Below are 14,556 nucleotides of genomic sequence, written 5' to 3' on the forward strand. Positions count from 1 at the left end.
CCGTGTGAGTGCCCAGTATGCCGCGATAGCCCGTCCGAACGCGATCACTTGCCGCGATTGAGACGCCGCAGATGGCCGATGACCGACTCCAGCGCCCGATCAAACAATAAGGTGTCATCGAGGACCCGTGCCGCCCCCTGGCGAAATTCCCGCGCCAGGGACGAACGACTGCGCTCCAGCACCTTCATGCCGGTGCGGTTGACGAAGATGTATTGACCGGTGGCTTCAATGATCGCCACCAGTTTGCAGCGCAGGGAGCTTTCCGGATCGGTCTGGAACTCGACCCAGCAGCCAGAGTGCAGCTGATTGACGTGGCGCATTCCGGCATCGTCTGCCGGCAGCGGCAGCCCCTTATCCACAGGGCCTTCATCGGCGCTGGGCAATACGATTCTTTCCAGCACTTCGATCATGACCGCCGCATCCGCGAGCGAGCGCTCGGGCCGCTCAAACAATTGCACATGCAGGCTTTCCAGTTCGCTGAAAAACTCACTGGTGGCGAAAGGGTCGTACGCCGAACCACTCAAACCCTCGCGCAAGGATTTGAGCAAACCCGGCACCCGCGCCAACAATCGTGTACCGGCGTCGGGCTCTTCATGACGCTGGACGCTCCAGATCAAATGCTCCATGACTTGCACATCGGCGTGCCACTGTGTGGATTGATCGCCATGCTTGAGGCAGGTCAACAGCAACACTTTGCTCCAGGCATCCCGGGCAAACAGCACCACGCTTTGCGGCAACACTTTGCCCAGCAGCGCATGGTTCAACGCCTGTTCGACACGCTGACGGGCCAGCAGGGTTCTGGCGCGCCCCTCTTCAACATCGCGGGTACGCTGCTCCAGCAATTCACTGCGACGACGCTCATCACTGGTGAAAGCCAGGAAGTCGGCCAGCACTTCGGAAAATATCGCCGGGTCGTCGACAAAATCGTTCAACAGGCGCTGCACCACCTGCTCCGTGCGCACGTAAAGGCTGTCACGTTCGAGGTCATCGCACTCGCTCCAGCCCCGGGCGGCACTGGCGATTTCATTAAGCAGGCGTCGCGCCGGATGGTTGCTGCGGCTGAACAAACGCTTGTCGAGCACCGCCACTTTCACCATCGGTATTTGCAGCCGCCCCATCAGGGCCTTGAGCGCATCCGGCAAATGAAGGTCGTCGAGGATGCTTTCGAACAACATGGCGATCAGGTTGATCACATCGTCATCGGCCGCACCGACGACGTGCAACCTGCCACTTCTGGCGTTGGCCCCTGTCAGCAACTGTTGCAACCGGGTGCGCAGATCCAGGTCATTGCACGCGTTCGGCGCGGTTGAAGATTGCTGAAGATGCGAGAGCAGACGCAGCAGGTCCTGGCTGGAAATCGGCTCTCCCGGGGTACTGGCATCCAGGGTGGGGACGACGCTGCCGCGCACACGGAGCAACAATTGCTGTAGCGCCGGGAACACCGGCGGCACACCGTCCTCGTTTTGCCCCTCGGCGCCATCATGGGATGTGCTGGAGGGCGGCTGATCCGCCATCCGGCGCCCTGGCGCAGGCTTGAGATCAGGCAAAACGCCGGTGGCGATCAACAGTTGATTGGCTTCAGCGTAAAGCTGGTCGGCACCACTGAGGACGTAGCGATCGAACAGCTTGAGAATGATCAACTTGACCTTGAACGTTACCCCCAGGTTACGCGCGGCCTGCAGGAAAAACTCGCAGAGCAACGTCGGCCCCAGGGGGTTGTATCGTTCGATCAGTGCCCCACCCAGCAAGGTGCTGAGGCGGGCGGTGAGTTGGTCGAGGGCGAAACCATCGCGATTCAGCACTTTGTTGACCATCGACTCCACCGCAACATTGCGCTCGAGTTCGTCATCCTCCAGTGCAACGCTGACGTCGACCGGTAATACGCGAGTCAGGATGGTAGGCGTGGTTTCGTACTGGGCCAGCCTGATAAACCCGTCGAAGAACTGTTCAAAAAACACCCGCTCGATACTGTTGCGCTTGAGACGCAAGTCGCGCATCGCCTGAAAGAAGATGTTGTGTTCGACGTCGCTCCGAGCACGGTCGGCCAGTTCGAAAAGCGTGTCGTCAGCGTTATCGAACAGCTCTTGCAAACTCTGTCGGAGTAGTTGCGTAGCCTTGTCGCGAACCTGAAGCAGAATCACAGGCAGGCGGGCGAGTGGCAGGTGGATCGCCTGATCGGTAGTCGCCTTGCGCAAAGGCACTACATTCCCGTCTTTGTGCATCCAGCCTCCAGAAAATCCGAATCGTCAAAGTCATGACGTCAAATACAAGGCGAATTATCTTGTAAAAGATAGCGCTTGCGCCAGAGGACTCTTCGGCTTCGTTGTAAATAGCCCCCTCCCTTGCCTGCAGGCAGGCCCATGGGATTCGACCAAATGCAGGTGTGCGAGCATTGGCGATCGCTCGGATGCCTTGGGTTGCTTCGCACCATGGCCCTATAATCGGGACACTTTGTTTGTGGAGTCCGTTATGCCGAATCTACGCCTCGCCGATTTGACCACCGAAATCGAAGCCAACGTGCGCCGCGCGCTGCTCGAAGACATTGGCAGCGGCGACATCACCGCACAGCTGATCCCGTCCGAACGCCTGGCCAAAGCCACCATCATCACCCGCGACGCTGCCGTGATCAGCGGTACCGCCTGGGTCGATGCCGTGTTTCGGCAACTGGACCCACGAGTGGCAGTGCACTGGCAGGTCGCCGATGGCGAAAGGGTCAAACCCAACCAGGTGCTGTTCCACCTCGAAGGTCCCGCGCGCTCGTTGCTGACTGGTGAACGCAGTGCCTTGAACTTCCTGCAACTGCTGTCCGGCGTGGCCACCCGCGCGCAATACCTGGCGGATTTCGTGGCCCAGACCCAGGTCAAGCTGCTCGACACTCGCAAAACCCTGCCGGGCCTGCGTCTGGCGCAAAAGTACGCCGTGACCTGTGGCGGTTGTCACAATCATCGCATCGGCTTGTATGACGCATTCCTGATCAAGGAAAACCATATCGCCGCTTGCGGAGGCATTCCTGAGGCCATCGCCGCCGCGCACAAAATCGCACCGGGCAAACCGGTTGAGATCGAAGTGGAAAACCTGGATGAACTGAAAGAGGCCTTGGCGGCCGGTGCCGACATCATCATGCTCGATGAACTGAGTCTGGATGACATGCGCGAAGCCGTGCGCTTGAACGCTGGCAAGGCAAAACTGGAGGCCAGCGGCGGCATCAACGAAAGCACGTTGCTGCCCATCGCCGAAACCGGCGTGGATTACATTTCGATTGGCGCAATGACCAAGGATGTGAAGGCTGTCGATCTGTCGATGCGTCTGAGCCTCTGATCACACGCAATGAAAAACTGCAGGAGCGAGCTTGCTCGCTCCTGCACGCGGTGGGCGCTTTTTCAGACCACCAGATTATTCATCTCGCAGTACTCATCCCACTCGACGCCCAACACTTCAGCCGCCTCCTTGTGAAGAACCAGGCGCGCGGCCTCGTACTCTTCGGGGCTTGATGTGTACTTGAGCGTCAGTTCCCACGGCTGCAGGCCCTGGGCTTCAGCCTCATCCTCGAAGGCCCATTGGATCTGGTCTTTCTGATCGTCGGCTGGCAAGTCCTTGATCTCTTCGGCTAGCTGGGGCGAATCCAGCAAATACTTGTTGAGCGCCTCTTCGTGCCGGGCTTCCTGGCTCATTTCTTTAACGGTCATGGTGTTCTCGCTGATCTGGGGAATGGAAGATGGATCTGGATCATCAAGGATCTCTCTGACGCAAATAACCGTGTTCAACCTGGTTTGTCTGGCCTTCAGAACCATTCGGGATCATCTGAAAACTGCTGGGCTAAGCTCATGCAGGTTCCGAATATAGGATGTTTATCAGACGATTTACACGACTCTTTACATCAATCCACAAATAAACCGCACTCATCTTCAGTCGCGCCCAGGGACAGGCCGGCAGTAATGCAAGGGATGGCCCCAAACGTACGATCGAGGATTTTGAGCAGAAAGGCGAAACAACAGAGGGATGGTGCCCGAGACAGGAATCGAACCTGCGACCTTCGCGTTACGAGTGCGCTGCTCTACCGACTGAGCTACACGGGCGGTGCGCTAAACCTAGCATCGCGAAGGCATACCGGCAACTTTAGCCAGCGCCTTGATTGTCTACAGGCAAAAAAAGACCCCGTCGTTTTCACGGCGGGGTCTTTTTTACAACGTTGAAGCGGTCAGGCGGGCGAGCGGATTAAACGCCCGAAGCCTTGGCTGCTGCTACGTCCTTGATGGACAGCTTGATGCGGCCGCGGTTGTCCACGTCCAGTACCAGTACTTCCACTTCCTGACCTTCCTTGAGGATGTCGGTCACTTTCTCTACGCGAGCGTCGCTCAGCATGGAGATGTGAACCAGACCGTCCTTGCCAGGCAGGATGTTGACGAATGCGCCGAAGTCGACGATGCGCTCAACCTTACCGACGTAGATCTTGCCGATCTCGGCTTCCGCGGTGATACCCAGAACGCGCTGACGTGCCGCTTCAGCGGCGTCCTTGGTTTCGCCGAAGATCTTGATCGAACCGTCGTCTTCGATATCGATCGAAGCCTTGGTCTCTTCACAGATCGCACGGATGGTCGCGCCACCTTTACCGATGACATCACGGATTTTGTCGGTGTCGATCTTCATCGCGATCATGGTCGGTGCATTGGCCGACAGCTCGGTACGCGACTGGCCGATGATCTGGTTCATCTGACCGAGGATGTTCAGGCGCGCTTCCAGGGCTTGGCCCAGAGCGATTTCCATGATTTCTTCGGTGATGCCCTTGATCTTGATGTCCATCTGCAACGCGGTCACGCCTTTGGCGGTACCGGCTACCTTGAAGTCCATGTCGCCCAGGTGGTCTTCGTCGCCCAGGATGTCGGTCAGGACGGCAAATTTCTCGCCTTCTTTAACCAGACCCATGGCGATACCGGCAACCGGCGCCTTCATTGGAACACCAGCGTCCATCAGAGCCAGGGAAGCACCGCAGACCGAAGCCATGGAGCTTGAACCGTTGGACTCGGTGATTTCCGACACAACGCGGATGGTGTACGGGAACACGTCGGCGGCAGGCAGCATGGCCTGAACCGAACGACGGGCCAGACGGCCGTGACCGATTTCGCGACGACCGGCACCACCCATGCGACCACACTCGCCCACCGAGAACGGAGGGAAGTTGTAGTGCAGCATGAACGGGTCTTTTTTCTCGCCTTCCAGGGTGTCCAGCAGTTGTGCATCACGGGCAGTACCCAGAGTTGCAACGACCAGAGCCTGGGTTTCGCCACGGGTGAACAGCGCCGAACCGTGGGTCTTCGGCAGAACGCCAACTTCGATGTTCAGCGGACGTACGGTGCGGGTGTCGCGGCCGTCGATACGTGGCTTGCCGTTTACGATGTTTTCGCGAACGGTGCGGTATTCGATTTCACCGAAAGCGGCTTTGACGTCAGCAGCGGAAGGCTGGCCTTCTTCGCCGGACAGCTTGGCAACGACCTGATCCTTCAGCTCGCCCAGGCGAGCATAACGGTCGGCCTTGACGGTGATGGTGTAAGCCTGGGAGATCGCTTCGCCGAACTCGGCGCGAATGGCACCCAGCAGCTCGGTGGCTTCGGCTTGCGGAGCCCAGCTCCAGGTTGGCTTGGCAGCTTCGGCGGCCAGCTCTTTGACGGCCTGGATAACGACCTGGAATTCGTCGTGGGCGAACAGTACGGCGCCCAGCATCTGGTCTTCGGTCAGTTCCTTGGCTTCGGATTCAACCATCAGAACGGCTTCAGAAGTACCGGCAACGACCATGTCCAGGCTCGAAGCAGCCAGCTGCTCGTAAGTCGGGTTCAGCAGGTAGCCGGTGCTTTCGTGGAACGCAACGCGGGCAGCGCCGATCGGACCATCGAACGGAATGCCGGAGATCGCCAGGGCAGCCGAGGTACCGATCATCGCAGCGATGTCCGGATCGGTCTTCTTGCTGGTGGAAACGACGGTGCAGACTACCTGCACTTCGTTCATGAAGCCTTCCGGGAAAAGCGGACGGATCGGACGGTCGATCAGTCGGGAAGTCAGGGTTTCTTTCTCGGAAGGACGGCCTTCACGCTTGAAGAAACCACCAGGGATCTTACCGGCAGCGTAAGTTTTTTCCTGGTAGTGAACAGACAGAGGGAAGAAGCCCTTGCCTGGATCGGCTTGCTTGGCACCGACTACGGTCACCAATACGCTGACGTCGTCGTCAACGGTGACCAATACTGCGCCGGAGGCCTGACGGGCGATACGGCCAGTCTCGAGGGTAACGGTCGACTGACCGAACTGGAATTTTTTGATGACCGGGTTCACGGTGTCCTACCTTCTTTTGTGGCTCTTGGGGAAACTGGTTTCTTGCGAAATTCTTGGGCAACGTCGGGAATCGGCCCGATCGGGATGTCCAGGGTGCAGCGACTCAGGCAAAGCAGATATCCAGATAAAACTTGAGGCTGGAAGCCTGCCATGTGCCAGCGGGAAACCCGCGGATGCACGACAGACAACCAACCTCTAGCGCAATCGCTGAATTAGCGACGCAGACCCAGGCGACCGATCAGAGCGCTGTAACGGCTCACGTCTTTGCCTTTCAGGTAGTCCAGCAGCTTACGACGCTGGTTTACCATGCGGATCAGACCACGACGGGAGTGGTGATCTTTACCGTTGGCCTTGAAGTGACCTTGCAGTTTGTTGATGTTGGCGGTCAGCAGTGCAACTTGCACTTCTGGCGAACCAGTATCACCAACAGCTTGCTGGTAGTCAGCTACGATTTGGGCTTTTTCTTGAACGTCGAGAGCCATGAGGCAATCCTTTTATCAGGAAACTGTTTCAGAAAAACAGTTTCAACAGGCCAGGGACAAATCCCTGTATCTAAAAATGAGTAGTGACCGTGCCTGTTGACAGCCACCCTCGTCCGGTCATTCTGACCGAATCAGTCGACGCGGCGCGATGCGCCCGTCTTCGCTCACTTCACCGATACCGATGAAGCGACCATTGTGATCCTGTACCCGTACCATACCGAATTTCGGTGCATCCGGAGCGCGTACCGGCTGGCCGTTAAGCCAGTAGAACGAGCTGTGCTCCGAGAACTGCAAAAGCGGCCAATCCAGAAGACCGCTGTCCGATGGCATCAGGAAGCGGTCGACCGCTTCGTTGCCGCCTTCGGCATGTACCGCTTCCAACTCTTCCAGGGTGACCGTCTGGGCCAGCGTGAAAGGCCCGGCCTGGGTACGTCGCAGTTCTGCCACGTAAGCGCCACAACCGAGTTGCTCACCAATATCCTCCACCAGGGTGCGAATATAGGTGCCTTTGCTGCAATCCACTGCCAGCCGCGCAGTATCACCTTCGAAGGCCAGCAATTCCAAGCGCGTAATAGTAACAGAACGCGGTTCACGCTCCACTACTTCGCCTGCACGGGCCAGCTTGTACAGCGGCTGACCATCACGCTTGAGCGCCGAGTACATCGGCGGTATCTGACTGATTTGCCCACGAAAATTCGGCAACACAGCTTCGATATCGGAGCGACCAACGGTCACAGGACGCTCCTGCAAAACTTCGCCCTCGGCATCCGCCGTGGTCGTGGTTTTGCCCAGTTGCGCCAGGGTTTCGTAACCCTTGTCGGAATCAAGCAGGTATTGCGAGAACTTGGTGGCCTCACCGAAGCACAACGGCAACACGCCGGTGGCCAGCGGGTCGAGACTGCCGGTGTGTCCGGCCTTCTCGGCATTGAGCAACCAGCGGACCTTCTGCAAGGCCGCATTGGAGGTGAACCCCAGCGGCTTGTCCAGCAGGATGATACCGCTGACGTTACGACGGATACGTTTGACCTGAGCCACCGATTACTCCTTGGTGTCTTCGGCTTCTGCCGCAACCGGATGCTGATTGTCTTCAGCCACTGCGCGCTCGATCAAGGCCGACAGATGCGCACCACGCACAACGCTTTCGTCGTAATGGAAGTGCAACTGTGGAACGCTGCGCAGCTTCATCTCGCGAGCCAACTGCATGCGCAGGAAACCGGCGGCGGAGTTGAGCACCTTGATGCTCTGTGCAATCTCTTCGGCGCTGTCCTGCCCCATCACGGTGATGAAAATCTTGGCGTGACCGACGTCACGGCTGACTTCCACTGCGGTAATGGTGACCAGGCCGACGCGCGGGTCTTTGACTTCACGACGGATCAGTTGTGCCAGCTCGCGCTGCATCTGATCGCCGATACGTTGGGTACGGCTATATTCTTTTGCCATGTCTTGTTACCTGTTACTGCCCCACGGCGAAACCCGTGAGGTCTGAAAGCGGCAAACGCCCGGCCTGACAGAAGCCAGACCGGGCGTTGCGTTTAGAGTCCGGGTGATGCGCCGTGCATTTGCATGCGGCTGCCCATCACGGCTCTTGAAGTGCGCGAGTTAGAGGCTGCGAGCAACCTGAACCTTCTCGAAGACTTCGATCTTGTCACCGACTTTGACGTCGTTGTAGCTCTTCACGCCAATACCGCATTCCATGCCGGCACGCACTTCGGAAGCGTCATCCTTGAAGCGGCGCAGGGATTCCAGCTCGCCTTCGAAGATAACGATGTCTTCGCGCAGTACACGGATTGGACGGTTACGGTGAACAGTACCCTCGATCACCATGCAACCGGCGATCGCGCCAAACTTCGGCGAACGGAACACGTCACGCACTTCGGCCACACCGAGGATGTTCTCGCGAACATCGCTGCCAAGCATACCGGTAAGGGCTTTCTTGACGTCTTCGATGATGTCGTAGATCACGTTGTAGTAACGCATATCCAGACCTTCCTGCTCGACGATCTTGCGAGCGCCGGCATCGGCACGCACGTTGAAGCCGAACAGTACAGCATTGGAGGCCAGTGCCAGGTTGGCGTCGGACTCGGTGATACCACCGACACCGCCACCGACAACGCGCACTTGCACTTCGTCGTTACCCAGGCCGTTCAAGGCACCGTTCAACGCTTCCAGCGAACCACGGACGTCGGATTTGAGGACGATGTTGAGCGTCTTCTTCTCTTCCTGACCCATGCTTTCGAAGATGTTTTCCAGCTTGCCTGCGTGAGCACGAGCCAGTTTGACTTCGCGGAACTTGCCTTGACGGAACAGAGCCACTTCACGGGCTTTCTTCTCGTCGGCAACCACGCTCATCTCGTCGCCAGCATCCGGGGTACCGTCCAAGCCGAGGATCTCGACAGGGATGGCTGGACCGGCTTCCTTGATGGCCTTGCCGTTCTCGTCGAGCATGGCGCGAACGCGGCCGTAGTTGGAACCGACCAGCACCATGTCGCCTTGACGCAAGGTACCGTCCTGAACCAGAACGGTCGCCACCGGGCCACGGCCCTTGTCGAGACGCGATTCAACCACCACACCACGGCCAGGAGCCGAAGGCGTAGCCGTCAATTCCAGAACTTCGGCTTGCAGCAGAACGGCTTCGAGCAATTCGTCGACACCGGTACCCATCTTCGCCGAGACCGGTACGAATGGCGTGTCACCGCCCCACTCTTCCGACGTCACGCCGTGTACCGACAATTCGCTGCGGATGCGATCGAGATCAGCGCCCGGCTTGTCGATCTTGTTCACGGCAACGACCAGAGGAACGCCAGCAGCCTGGGCGTGCTGAACAGCTTCGATGGTTTGCGGCATTACGCCGTCGTCCGCTGCAACCACCAGGATCACGATGTCGGTCGCCTTGGCACCACGGGCACGCATTGCGGTAAACGCGGCGTGACCTGGGGTGTCGAGGAACGTCACCATGCCACGGTCGGTTTCAACGTGGTAGGCACCGATGTGCTGGGTGATGCCACCGGCTTCGCCAGCAGCAACCTTGGCACGACGGATGTAGTCGAGCAGGGAAGTCTTACCGTGGTCAACGTGGCCCATGACGGTCACGACAGGTGCACGGGAAACGGCTTCACCTTCAAACTTCAGGGACTCGGCCAGGGAATCTTCCAGGGCGGTGTCGCTGACCAGGGTCACTTTGTGGCCCAGCTCCTCGGCAACCAGTTGAGCAGTTTCCTGATCGAGAACCTGGTTGATGGTCGCCGGAGTACCCAGCTTGAACATGAACTTGATGATTTCAGCAGCCTTGACCGACATCTGCTGGGCCAGATCGCCCACAGTGATGGTCTCGCCGATCTTCACTTCGCGCACGACAGGGCCGGTTGGGCTCTGGAAACCGTGGGCGTTGCGCTTCTTCAGCTTGGCCTTGCCGCGACCACCACGACGGAAGCCATCGCTTTCTTCGTCGGTAGTACGAGGGGCAACGCGTGGAGCAGGCGCTTTTTCCTTGACCGAAGCACGATGCGGAGCGTTTTTGCGCTCACCATCGCCACCACCGCGACGATTGTTATCGTCGGCACGTGGCTTGTCCGGACGGCGCTGTTCGTCACGCTTGCGAGTGTCCGCCGCAGGAGCGGCTGGAGCAGCTGCCACGACCGGCGCGCTTTCGCGCACAGGTTCGGCCACTGCTGCAGGCGCTGCTACAGGTTCGGCTGGAGCGGTCGGCGCAGCAGGCTGGCGACGAGCTTCTTCTTCGGCGCGACGCTTGGCTTCTTCTTCAGCCTTCTGACGTGCAGCATTTTCTACTGCGCGACGCTCTTCCAGTTCACGCTTGCGCTCGGCTTCGATTTCTTCCGGGCTGCGCTGTACGAAGACTTTCTTCTTGCGTACTTCTACGCTGATGCTTTTGCTGCCAGCAACACGCAGGGTGCTGGTGGTTTTACGCTGCAGCGTAATCTTGCGTGGTTCTTCCACTTTCGCCTTGTGGCTGCTTTTCAAGTGAGTCAGCAACGATTGCTTCTCACTGTCAGTCACACTTTCTTCGGCGGCGGTGTGCGGCAGACCTGCCTCACGCATCTGCTGCAACAGGCGCTCTACCGGTGTTTTGACCTCATCGGCCAGTTGTTTCACCGTGACTTGCGTCATGCACTTCTCTCCTCAGGCCGCGCCTAATTACTCGAACCAGTGGGCTCGGGCGGCCATGATCAACTTGCCGGCACGATCATCGTCAATGCCGTCGATGTCGAGCAGGTCGTCAATAGACTGCTCGGCCAGGTCTTCGCGGGTAATTACGCCGCGCACCGCCAGTTCCATCGCCAAATCCTTGTCCATACCCTCAAGCGAGAGCAGGTCTTCGGCCGGATGGGCGTCTGCCAGCTTTTCCTCAGTAGCGATGGCTTTGGTCAACAAACGATCCTTGGCACGAGCGCGAAGCTCGTTGACGATGTCTTCGTCAAAGCCGTCGATGTTGAGCATTTCTTCCAACGGTACGTAGGCAATCTCTTCCAGGCTGGTGAAGCCTTCATCGACCAGCACCTGGGCCAGTTCTTCGTCGACTTCCAGCTCGTCGATGAAGTTGCGCAGGATGTCGCCGGTTTCTGCTTGCTGCTTAGCCTGGATGTCCGATTCGGTCATCACGTTCAGGGTCCAGCCAGTCAATTGGCTGGCCAGACGCACGTTCTGACCACCGCGACCGATGGCCTGAGCCAGATTGTCTGCGCCAACGGCGATGTCCATTGCATGGGCATCTTCGTCGACGATAATTGCCGCAACCTCGGCCGGGGACATGGCGTTGATCACGAACTGAGCCGGGTTGTCGTCCCACAGAACGATATCAACACGCTCACCGCCCAACTCGCCCGACACTGCCTGGACGCGCGAGCCGCGCATACCGATGCAAGCGCCCTGCGGGTCGATGCGTTTGTCCTTCGAGCGAACGGCGATCTTGGCGCGCGAACCCGGGTCACGGGAAGCCGCCATCACTTCGATCAAGCCTTCAGCGATTTCCGGCACTTCGATGCGGAACAACTCGATCAGCATTTCCGGCGCGGTACGCGACAGGATCAACTGCGGGCCGCGGTTCTCGGTGCGGATTTCCTTGAGCAGCGCACGCAGACGCACGCCAACACGGAAGGTTTCGCGAGAAATGATGTCTTCACGAGCCAGCAACGCTTCAGCGTTGTTACCCAGATCGACGATCACGTTGTCGCGGGTCACTTTCTTCACGGTACCGGAGATGATTTCACCCAGGCGCTCGCGGTAAGCGTCAACAACCTGGGCACGCTCGGCCTCGCGGACTTTCTGCACGATGACTTGCTTGGCAGTCTGTGCAGCGATACGGCCGAATTCGATCGATTCGATTTTTTCTTCGACGACGTCACCCACCTTGGCACCCGGGTGCGTTTCAGCAACCTTGCTCGGCCAGGTTTCGATGGCCGGATCGTCAAGGTCTGCTTCTTCGACAACCGTCCAGCGACGGAAAGTCTCGTAAGCACCGGTGTGGCGATTGATTTCCACACGCAGATCAACTTCGTCCTCGAAACGCTTTTTGGTAGCAGTGGCCAGGGCCAGCTCCAGCGCTTCAAAAATTACGTTTGCCGGTACGCCCTTTTCATTGGATACCGACTCAACAACCAGCAGTACTTCTTTGCTCATCGTACGCCTCGCCTTTCGCAAGCCATTGGATCCGCGGGATCCGCGTCTCAGTCAAAACTGGGAATAATGTTGGCCTTGTCGATCATATCGATCGGCAACAGGAACTCATGGTCTTCTACCTGCACCACGACATCCTGCTCTTCTACACCGCGCAGAAGGCCCTGAAAGTTGCGTCGACCTTCAAAAGGCGAGCGCAGCTTGATCTTCACTTGTTCACCGGCAAATTTTGCAAACTGCTCAAGAGTGAACAGAGGGCGTTCCATGCCAGGCGAGGAAACCTCAAGGGTGTATTCAACGGAAATCGGATCTTCAACATCCAGGACACCGCTGATCTGACGGCTGACGATGGCACAATCGTCCACCAGCACACCGCCTTCTTTATCGATATAAACGCGCAACAGTGAGTGGCGACCTTGAGCCGAAAACTCAATACCCCAGCATTCATAGCCAAGGGCCACGACCACCGGGGCCAACAAGGCCTGCAACTGTTCTAGCTTGCTCGACACCTGAACCCCCTCGTGCATGTAAATGCATGCTATGCAAAATAAAAAAATGGGCGAAACGCCCATCCCTGAAACGCCGTCGAACAGCGGCGTTATAAAGTGTCCAGCTAACAAAAAGCCCCTTAAAAGGGGCTCCTTAAACTGGTTGCGGGGGCCGGATTTGAACCGACGACCTTCGGGTTATGAGCCCGACGAGCTACCAGACTGCTCCACCCCGCGACAAAGCTGGGGCGGAAGTATACGACCGATCCCTGACAGGGTCAATGTAACCTTCCACCTGCAAGAAAGCCCGCAACAGCGGGCTCTCCTGACTAATTGGTACCGAGAAGGGGACTCGAACCCCTACACCCTATGGGCACAACCACCTCAAGGTTGCGTGTCTACCAATTCCACCACCTCGGCAATACTACGTTTGAAACCCTTCTTACTTCTGCTCTTGAGCTGGAGGCACGTCAGTCGCTGGAGTAGCCGACTTTTGCTCTTGAAGCACCGGTACATCATCAGAAGCCGGTTGTTGCTTTGGAACTTCCAACACTGCCGGGTTTGGCAAACCTACTTGAGTCAGCTGGTGAGCTTTCTCTTTAGCAAAGTAACCTAACCCTAAGCTGGTTATGAAGAAACCTGCGGCAAGTATAGCAGTAAACTTACTAAGAAAGGTAGAGGAACCTTGGCTTCCGAACACAGTATTTGAAGCACCTGCTCCGAAAGACGCGCCAGCATCCGCACCTTTACCCTGCTGCAGCAATACCAGAGCAACTACGCCCAATGCACCCAGCAGATGAAAAACGACTACGACTGTTTCCAGCATTTTTTCAGTTTCCCGCGGCGCGACAAATCGCACCGAACTCATCTGCATTCAGGGAAGCTCCACCAATGAGCCCCCCATCGATATCCGGCATGCCGAACAGTTCGACCGCATTGGCCGCCTTCACGCTGCCGCCGTATAGAAGCCGCACACCTTGCGCGACTTCAGAATTCTCTACCGCCAACTGCGCACGGATGGCTGCATGCACATCCTGAGCTTGTTGCGGCGAAGCAGTCAGCCCGGTGCCAATGGCCCAGACCGGCTCGTAAGCGATCACTGCGCTTGTAAAAGCACCGACGCCCAACTCCTCAATGATACTGCCAAGCTGACGCGAGACAACCTCGAGAGTCTTCCCGGCTTCGCGCTGCTCAAGGGTCTCCCCTATACACAACACCGGGATCAAGCCACACGCCTGTGCCGCCGCAAACTTGCGAATCAGCATTCCGTCCTGCTCGCCGAGTACCTGGCGGCGTTCGGAGTGCCCGACAAGCACCAGGGAACAACCTGCATCCACCAACTGACTCGGCGCAATCTCACCTGTCAACGCACCCTGCATCGATTCCACCGCAGAGTTCTGCGCGCCAATCGAAATCGGCTTTCCTTCCAAGCCATCAATCACTTGATTGATATGCAGAAAAGGTGGGAATACCGCAACATCAACACCGCTCGGCAAGGCCAGATCACGAAGGCCTTTGATCAGCTCAGCGACGCTGGCGCGGGTACCGTGCATCTTCCAGTTACCAGCTACCATAGGGCGACGCATGCTGTACCTCGTCGGTCAAAGTGGGCGCAGATGTTACCCAACACAATC

12 protein-coding genes and 3 tRNA genes are annotated in these 14,556 nt (G+C 57.9%); 1 reads left to right on the forward strand and 14 read right to left on the reverse strand.

Going from position 1 to position 14,556, the window contains the following annotated elements; genetic code table 11:
• Positions 1–44 precede the first annotated feature (44 nt).
• Positions 45–2,222, reverse strand: coding sequence for a DUF1631 domain-containing protein (locus ACX3YF_RS02810; protein ID WP_458973373.1), 2,178 nt, complete (start codon positions 2,220–2,222; stop codon positions 45–47).
• 247 nt (positions 2,223–2,469) lie between these two features.
• Between ACX3YF_RS02810 and nadC the strand changes: the two genes are divergently transcribed.
• Positions 2,470–3,318: a carboxylating nicotinate-nucleotide diphosphorylase gene (gene nadC / locus ACX3YF_RS02815; RefSeq protein WP_130203911.1), complete on the forward strand. Its 849-nt coding sequence runs from the start codon at positions 2,470–2,472 to the stop codon at positions 3,316–3,318.
• A gap of 62 nt (positions 3,319–3,380) precedes the next feature.
• On the opposite strand, the gene ACX3YF_RS02820 is transcribed toward nadC, so the two are convergent.
• The 13 genes from ACX3YF_RS02820 to tpiA all read right to left on the reverse strand — a co-directional run bounded on the left by ACX3YF_RS02820 (position 3,381) and on the right by tpiA (position 14,508).
• A complete protein-coding gene (locus ACX3YF_RS02820; protein WP_130203910.1) occupies positions 3,381–3,686 on the reverse strand; it encodes a DUF6388 family protein in 306 nt (101 codons plus the stop codon).
• A gap of 314 nt (positions 3,687–4,000) precedes the next feature.
• Positions 4,001–4,076: transfer RNA gene (locus ACX3YF_RS02825), tRNA-Thr, on the reverse strand.
• A gap of 139 nt (positions 4,077–4,215) precedes the next feature.
• Positions 4,216–6,321, reverse strand: coding sequence for a polyribonucleotide nucleotidyltransferase (pnp, locus tag ACX3YF_RS02830; protein ID WP_130203909.1), 2,106 nt, complete (start codon positions 6,319–6,321; stop codon positions 4,216–4,218).
• Between the two features lie 212 nt (positions 6,322–6,533).
• On the reverse strand, positions 6,534–6,803 hold the full coding sequence (gene rpsO / locus ACX3YF_RS02835; protein WP_046820615.1) for a 30S ribosomal protein S15: 270 nt from the start codon (positions 6,801–6,803) through the stop codon (positions 6,534–6,536).
• A 117-nt stretch (positions 6,804–6,920) separates the two neighbouring features.
• Positions 6,921–7,838 (reverse strand): tRNA pseudouridine(55) synthase TruB, encoded by a 918-nt coding sequence (gene truB, locus ACX3YF_RS02840; RefSeq protein WP_047537524.1) that lies wholly within the window; start codon positions 7,836–7,838, stop codon positions 6,921–6,923.
• 3 nt (positions 7,839–7,841) lie between these two features.
• Positions 7,842–8,243, reverse strand: coding sequence for a 30S ribosome-binding factor RbfA (gene rbfA / locus ACX3YF_RS02845; protein ID WP_007973108.1), 402 nt, complete (start codon positions 8,241–8,243; stop codon positions 7,842–7,844).
• A gap of 159 nt (positions 8,244–8,402) precedes the next feature.
• Positions 8,403–10,928, reverse strand: a complete 2,526-nt coding sequence (infB, locus tag ACX3YF_RS02850) for a translation initiation factor IF-2 (protein WP_448645795.1) — start codon at positions 10,926–10,928, stop codon at positions 8,403–8,405.
• Between the two features lie 27 nt (positions 10,929–10,955).
• On the reverse strand, positions 10,956–12,437 hold the full coding sequence (nusA, locus tag ACX3YF_RS02855; protein WP_047537517.1) for a transcription termination factor NusA: 1,482 nt from the start codon (positions 12,435–12,437) through the stop codon (positions 10,956–10,958).
• A 47-nt stretch (positions 12,438–12,484) separates the two neighbouring features.
• Positions 12,485–12,943, reverse strand: coding sequence for a ribosome maturation factor RimP (gene rimP, locus ACX3YF_RS02860; RefSeq protein WP_149972091.1), 459 nt, complete (start codon positions 12,941–12,943; stop codon positions 12,485–12,487).
• 139 nt (positions 12,944–13,082) lie between these two features.
• A tRNA-Met gene (locus tag ACX3YF_RS02865) sits at positions 13,083–13,159 on the reverse strand.
• 97 nt (positions 13,160–13,256) lie between these two features.
• Positions 13,257–13,342 (reverse strand) — tRNA-Leu (locus tag ACX3YF_RS02870).
• A gap of 22 nt (positions 13,343–13,364) precedes the next feature.
• Positions 13,365–13,748 (reverse strand): preprotein translocase subunit SecG, encoded by a 384-nt coding sequence (gene secG / locus ACX3YF_RS02875; protein ID WP_017336473.1) that lies wholly within the window; start codon positions 13,746–13,748, stop codon positions 13,365–13,367.
• A 4-nt stretch (positions 13,749–13,752) separates the two neighbouring features.
• The gene (tpiA, locus tag ACX3YF_RS02880) at positions 13,753–14,508 is read right to left on the reverse strand and encodes a triose-phosphate isomerase (RefSeq protein ID WP_130203907.1); all 756 of its coding nucleotides are present in this window, start codon (positions 14,506–14,508) and stop codon (positions 13,753–13,755) included.
• Positions 14,509–14,556: the final 48 nt, after the last annotated feature.

It is taken from the genome of Pseudomonas fluorescens group sp. PF-69 (genome assembly GCF_054481235.1).

What these genes read in the sequence shown, in the direction of transcription:
- ACX3YF_RS02810 (WP_458973373.1), bottom strand. Translation starts at nt 2,222, where the DNA reads ATGCACAAAGACGGGAATGTAGTGCCTTTGCGCAAGGCGACTACCGAT.
- nadC (WP_130203911.1), top strand. Translation starts at nt 2,470, where the DNA reads ATGCCGAATCTACGCCTCGCCGATTTGACCACCGAAATCGAAGCCAAC.
- ACX3YF_RS02820 (WP_130203910.1), bottom strand. Translation starts at nt 3,686, where the DNA reads ATGACCGTTAAAGAAATGAGCCAGGAAGCCCGGCACGAAGAGGCGCTC.
- rpsO (WP_046820615.1), bottom strand. Translation starts at nt 6,803, where the DNA reads ATGGCTCTCGACGTTCAAGAAAAAGCCCAAATCGTAGCTGACTACCAG.
- rbfA (WP_007973108.1), bottom strand. Translation starts at nt 8,243, where the DNA reads ATGGCAAAAGAATATAGCCGTACCCAACGTATCGGCGATCAGATGCAG.
- infB (WP_448645795.1), bottom strand. Translation starts at nt 10,928, where the DNA reads ATGACGCAAGTCACGGTGAAACAACTGGCCGATGAGGTCAAAACACCG.
- nusA (WP_047537517.1), bottom strand. Translation starts at nt 12,437, where the DNA reads ATGAGCAAAGAAGTACTGCTGGTTGTTGAGTCGGTATCCAATGAAAAG.
- secG (WP_017336473.1), bottom strand. Translation starts at nt 13,748, where the DNA reads ATGCTGGAAACAGTCGTAGTCGTTTTTCATCTGCTGGGTGCATTGGGC.
- tpiA (WP_130203907.1), bottom strand. Translation starts at nt 14,508, where the DNA reads ATGCGTCGCCCTATGGTAGCTGGTAACTGGAAGATGCACGGTACCCGC.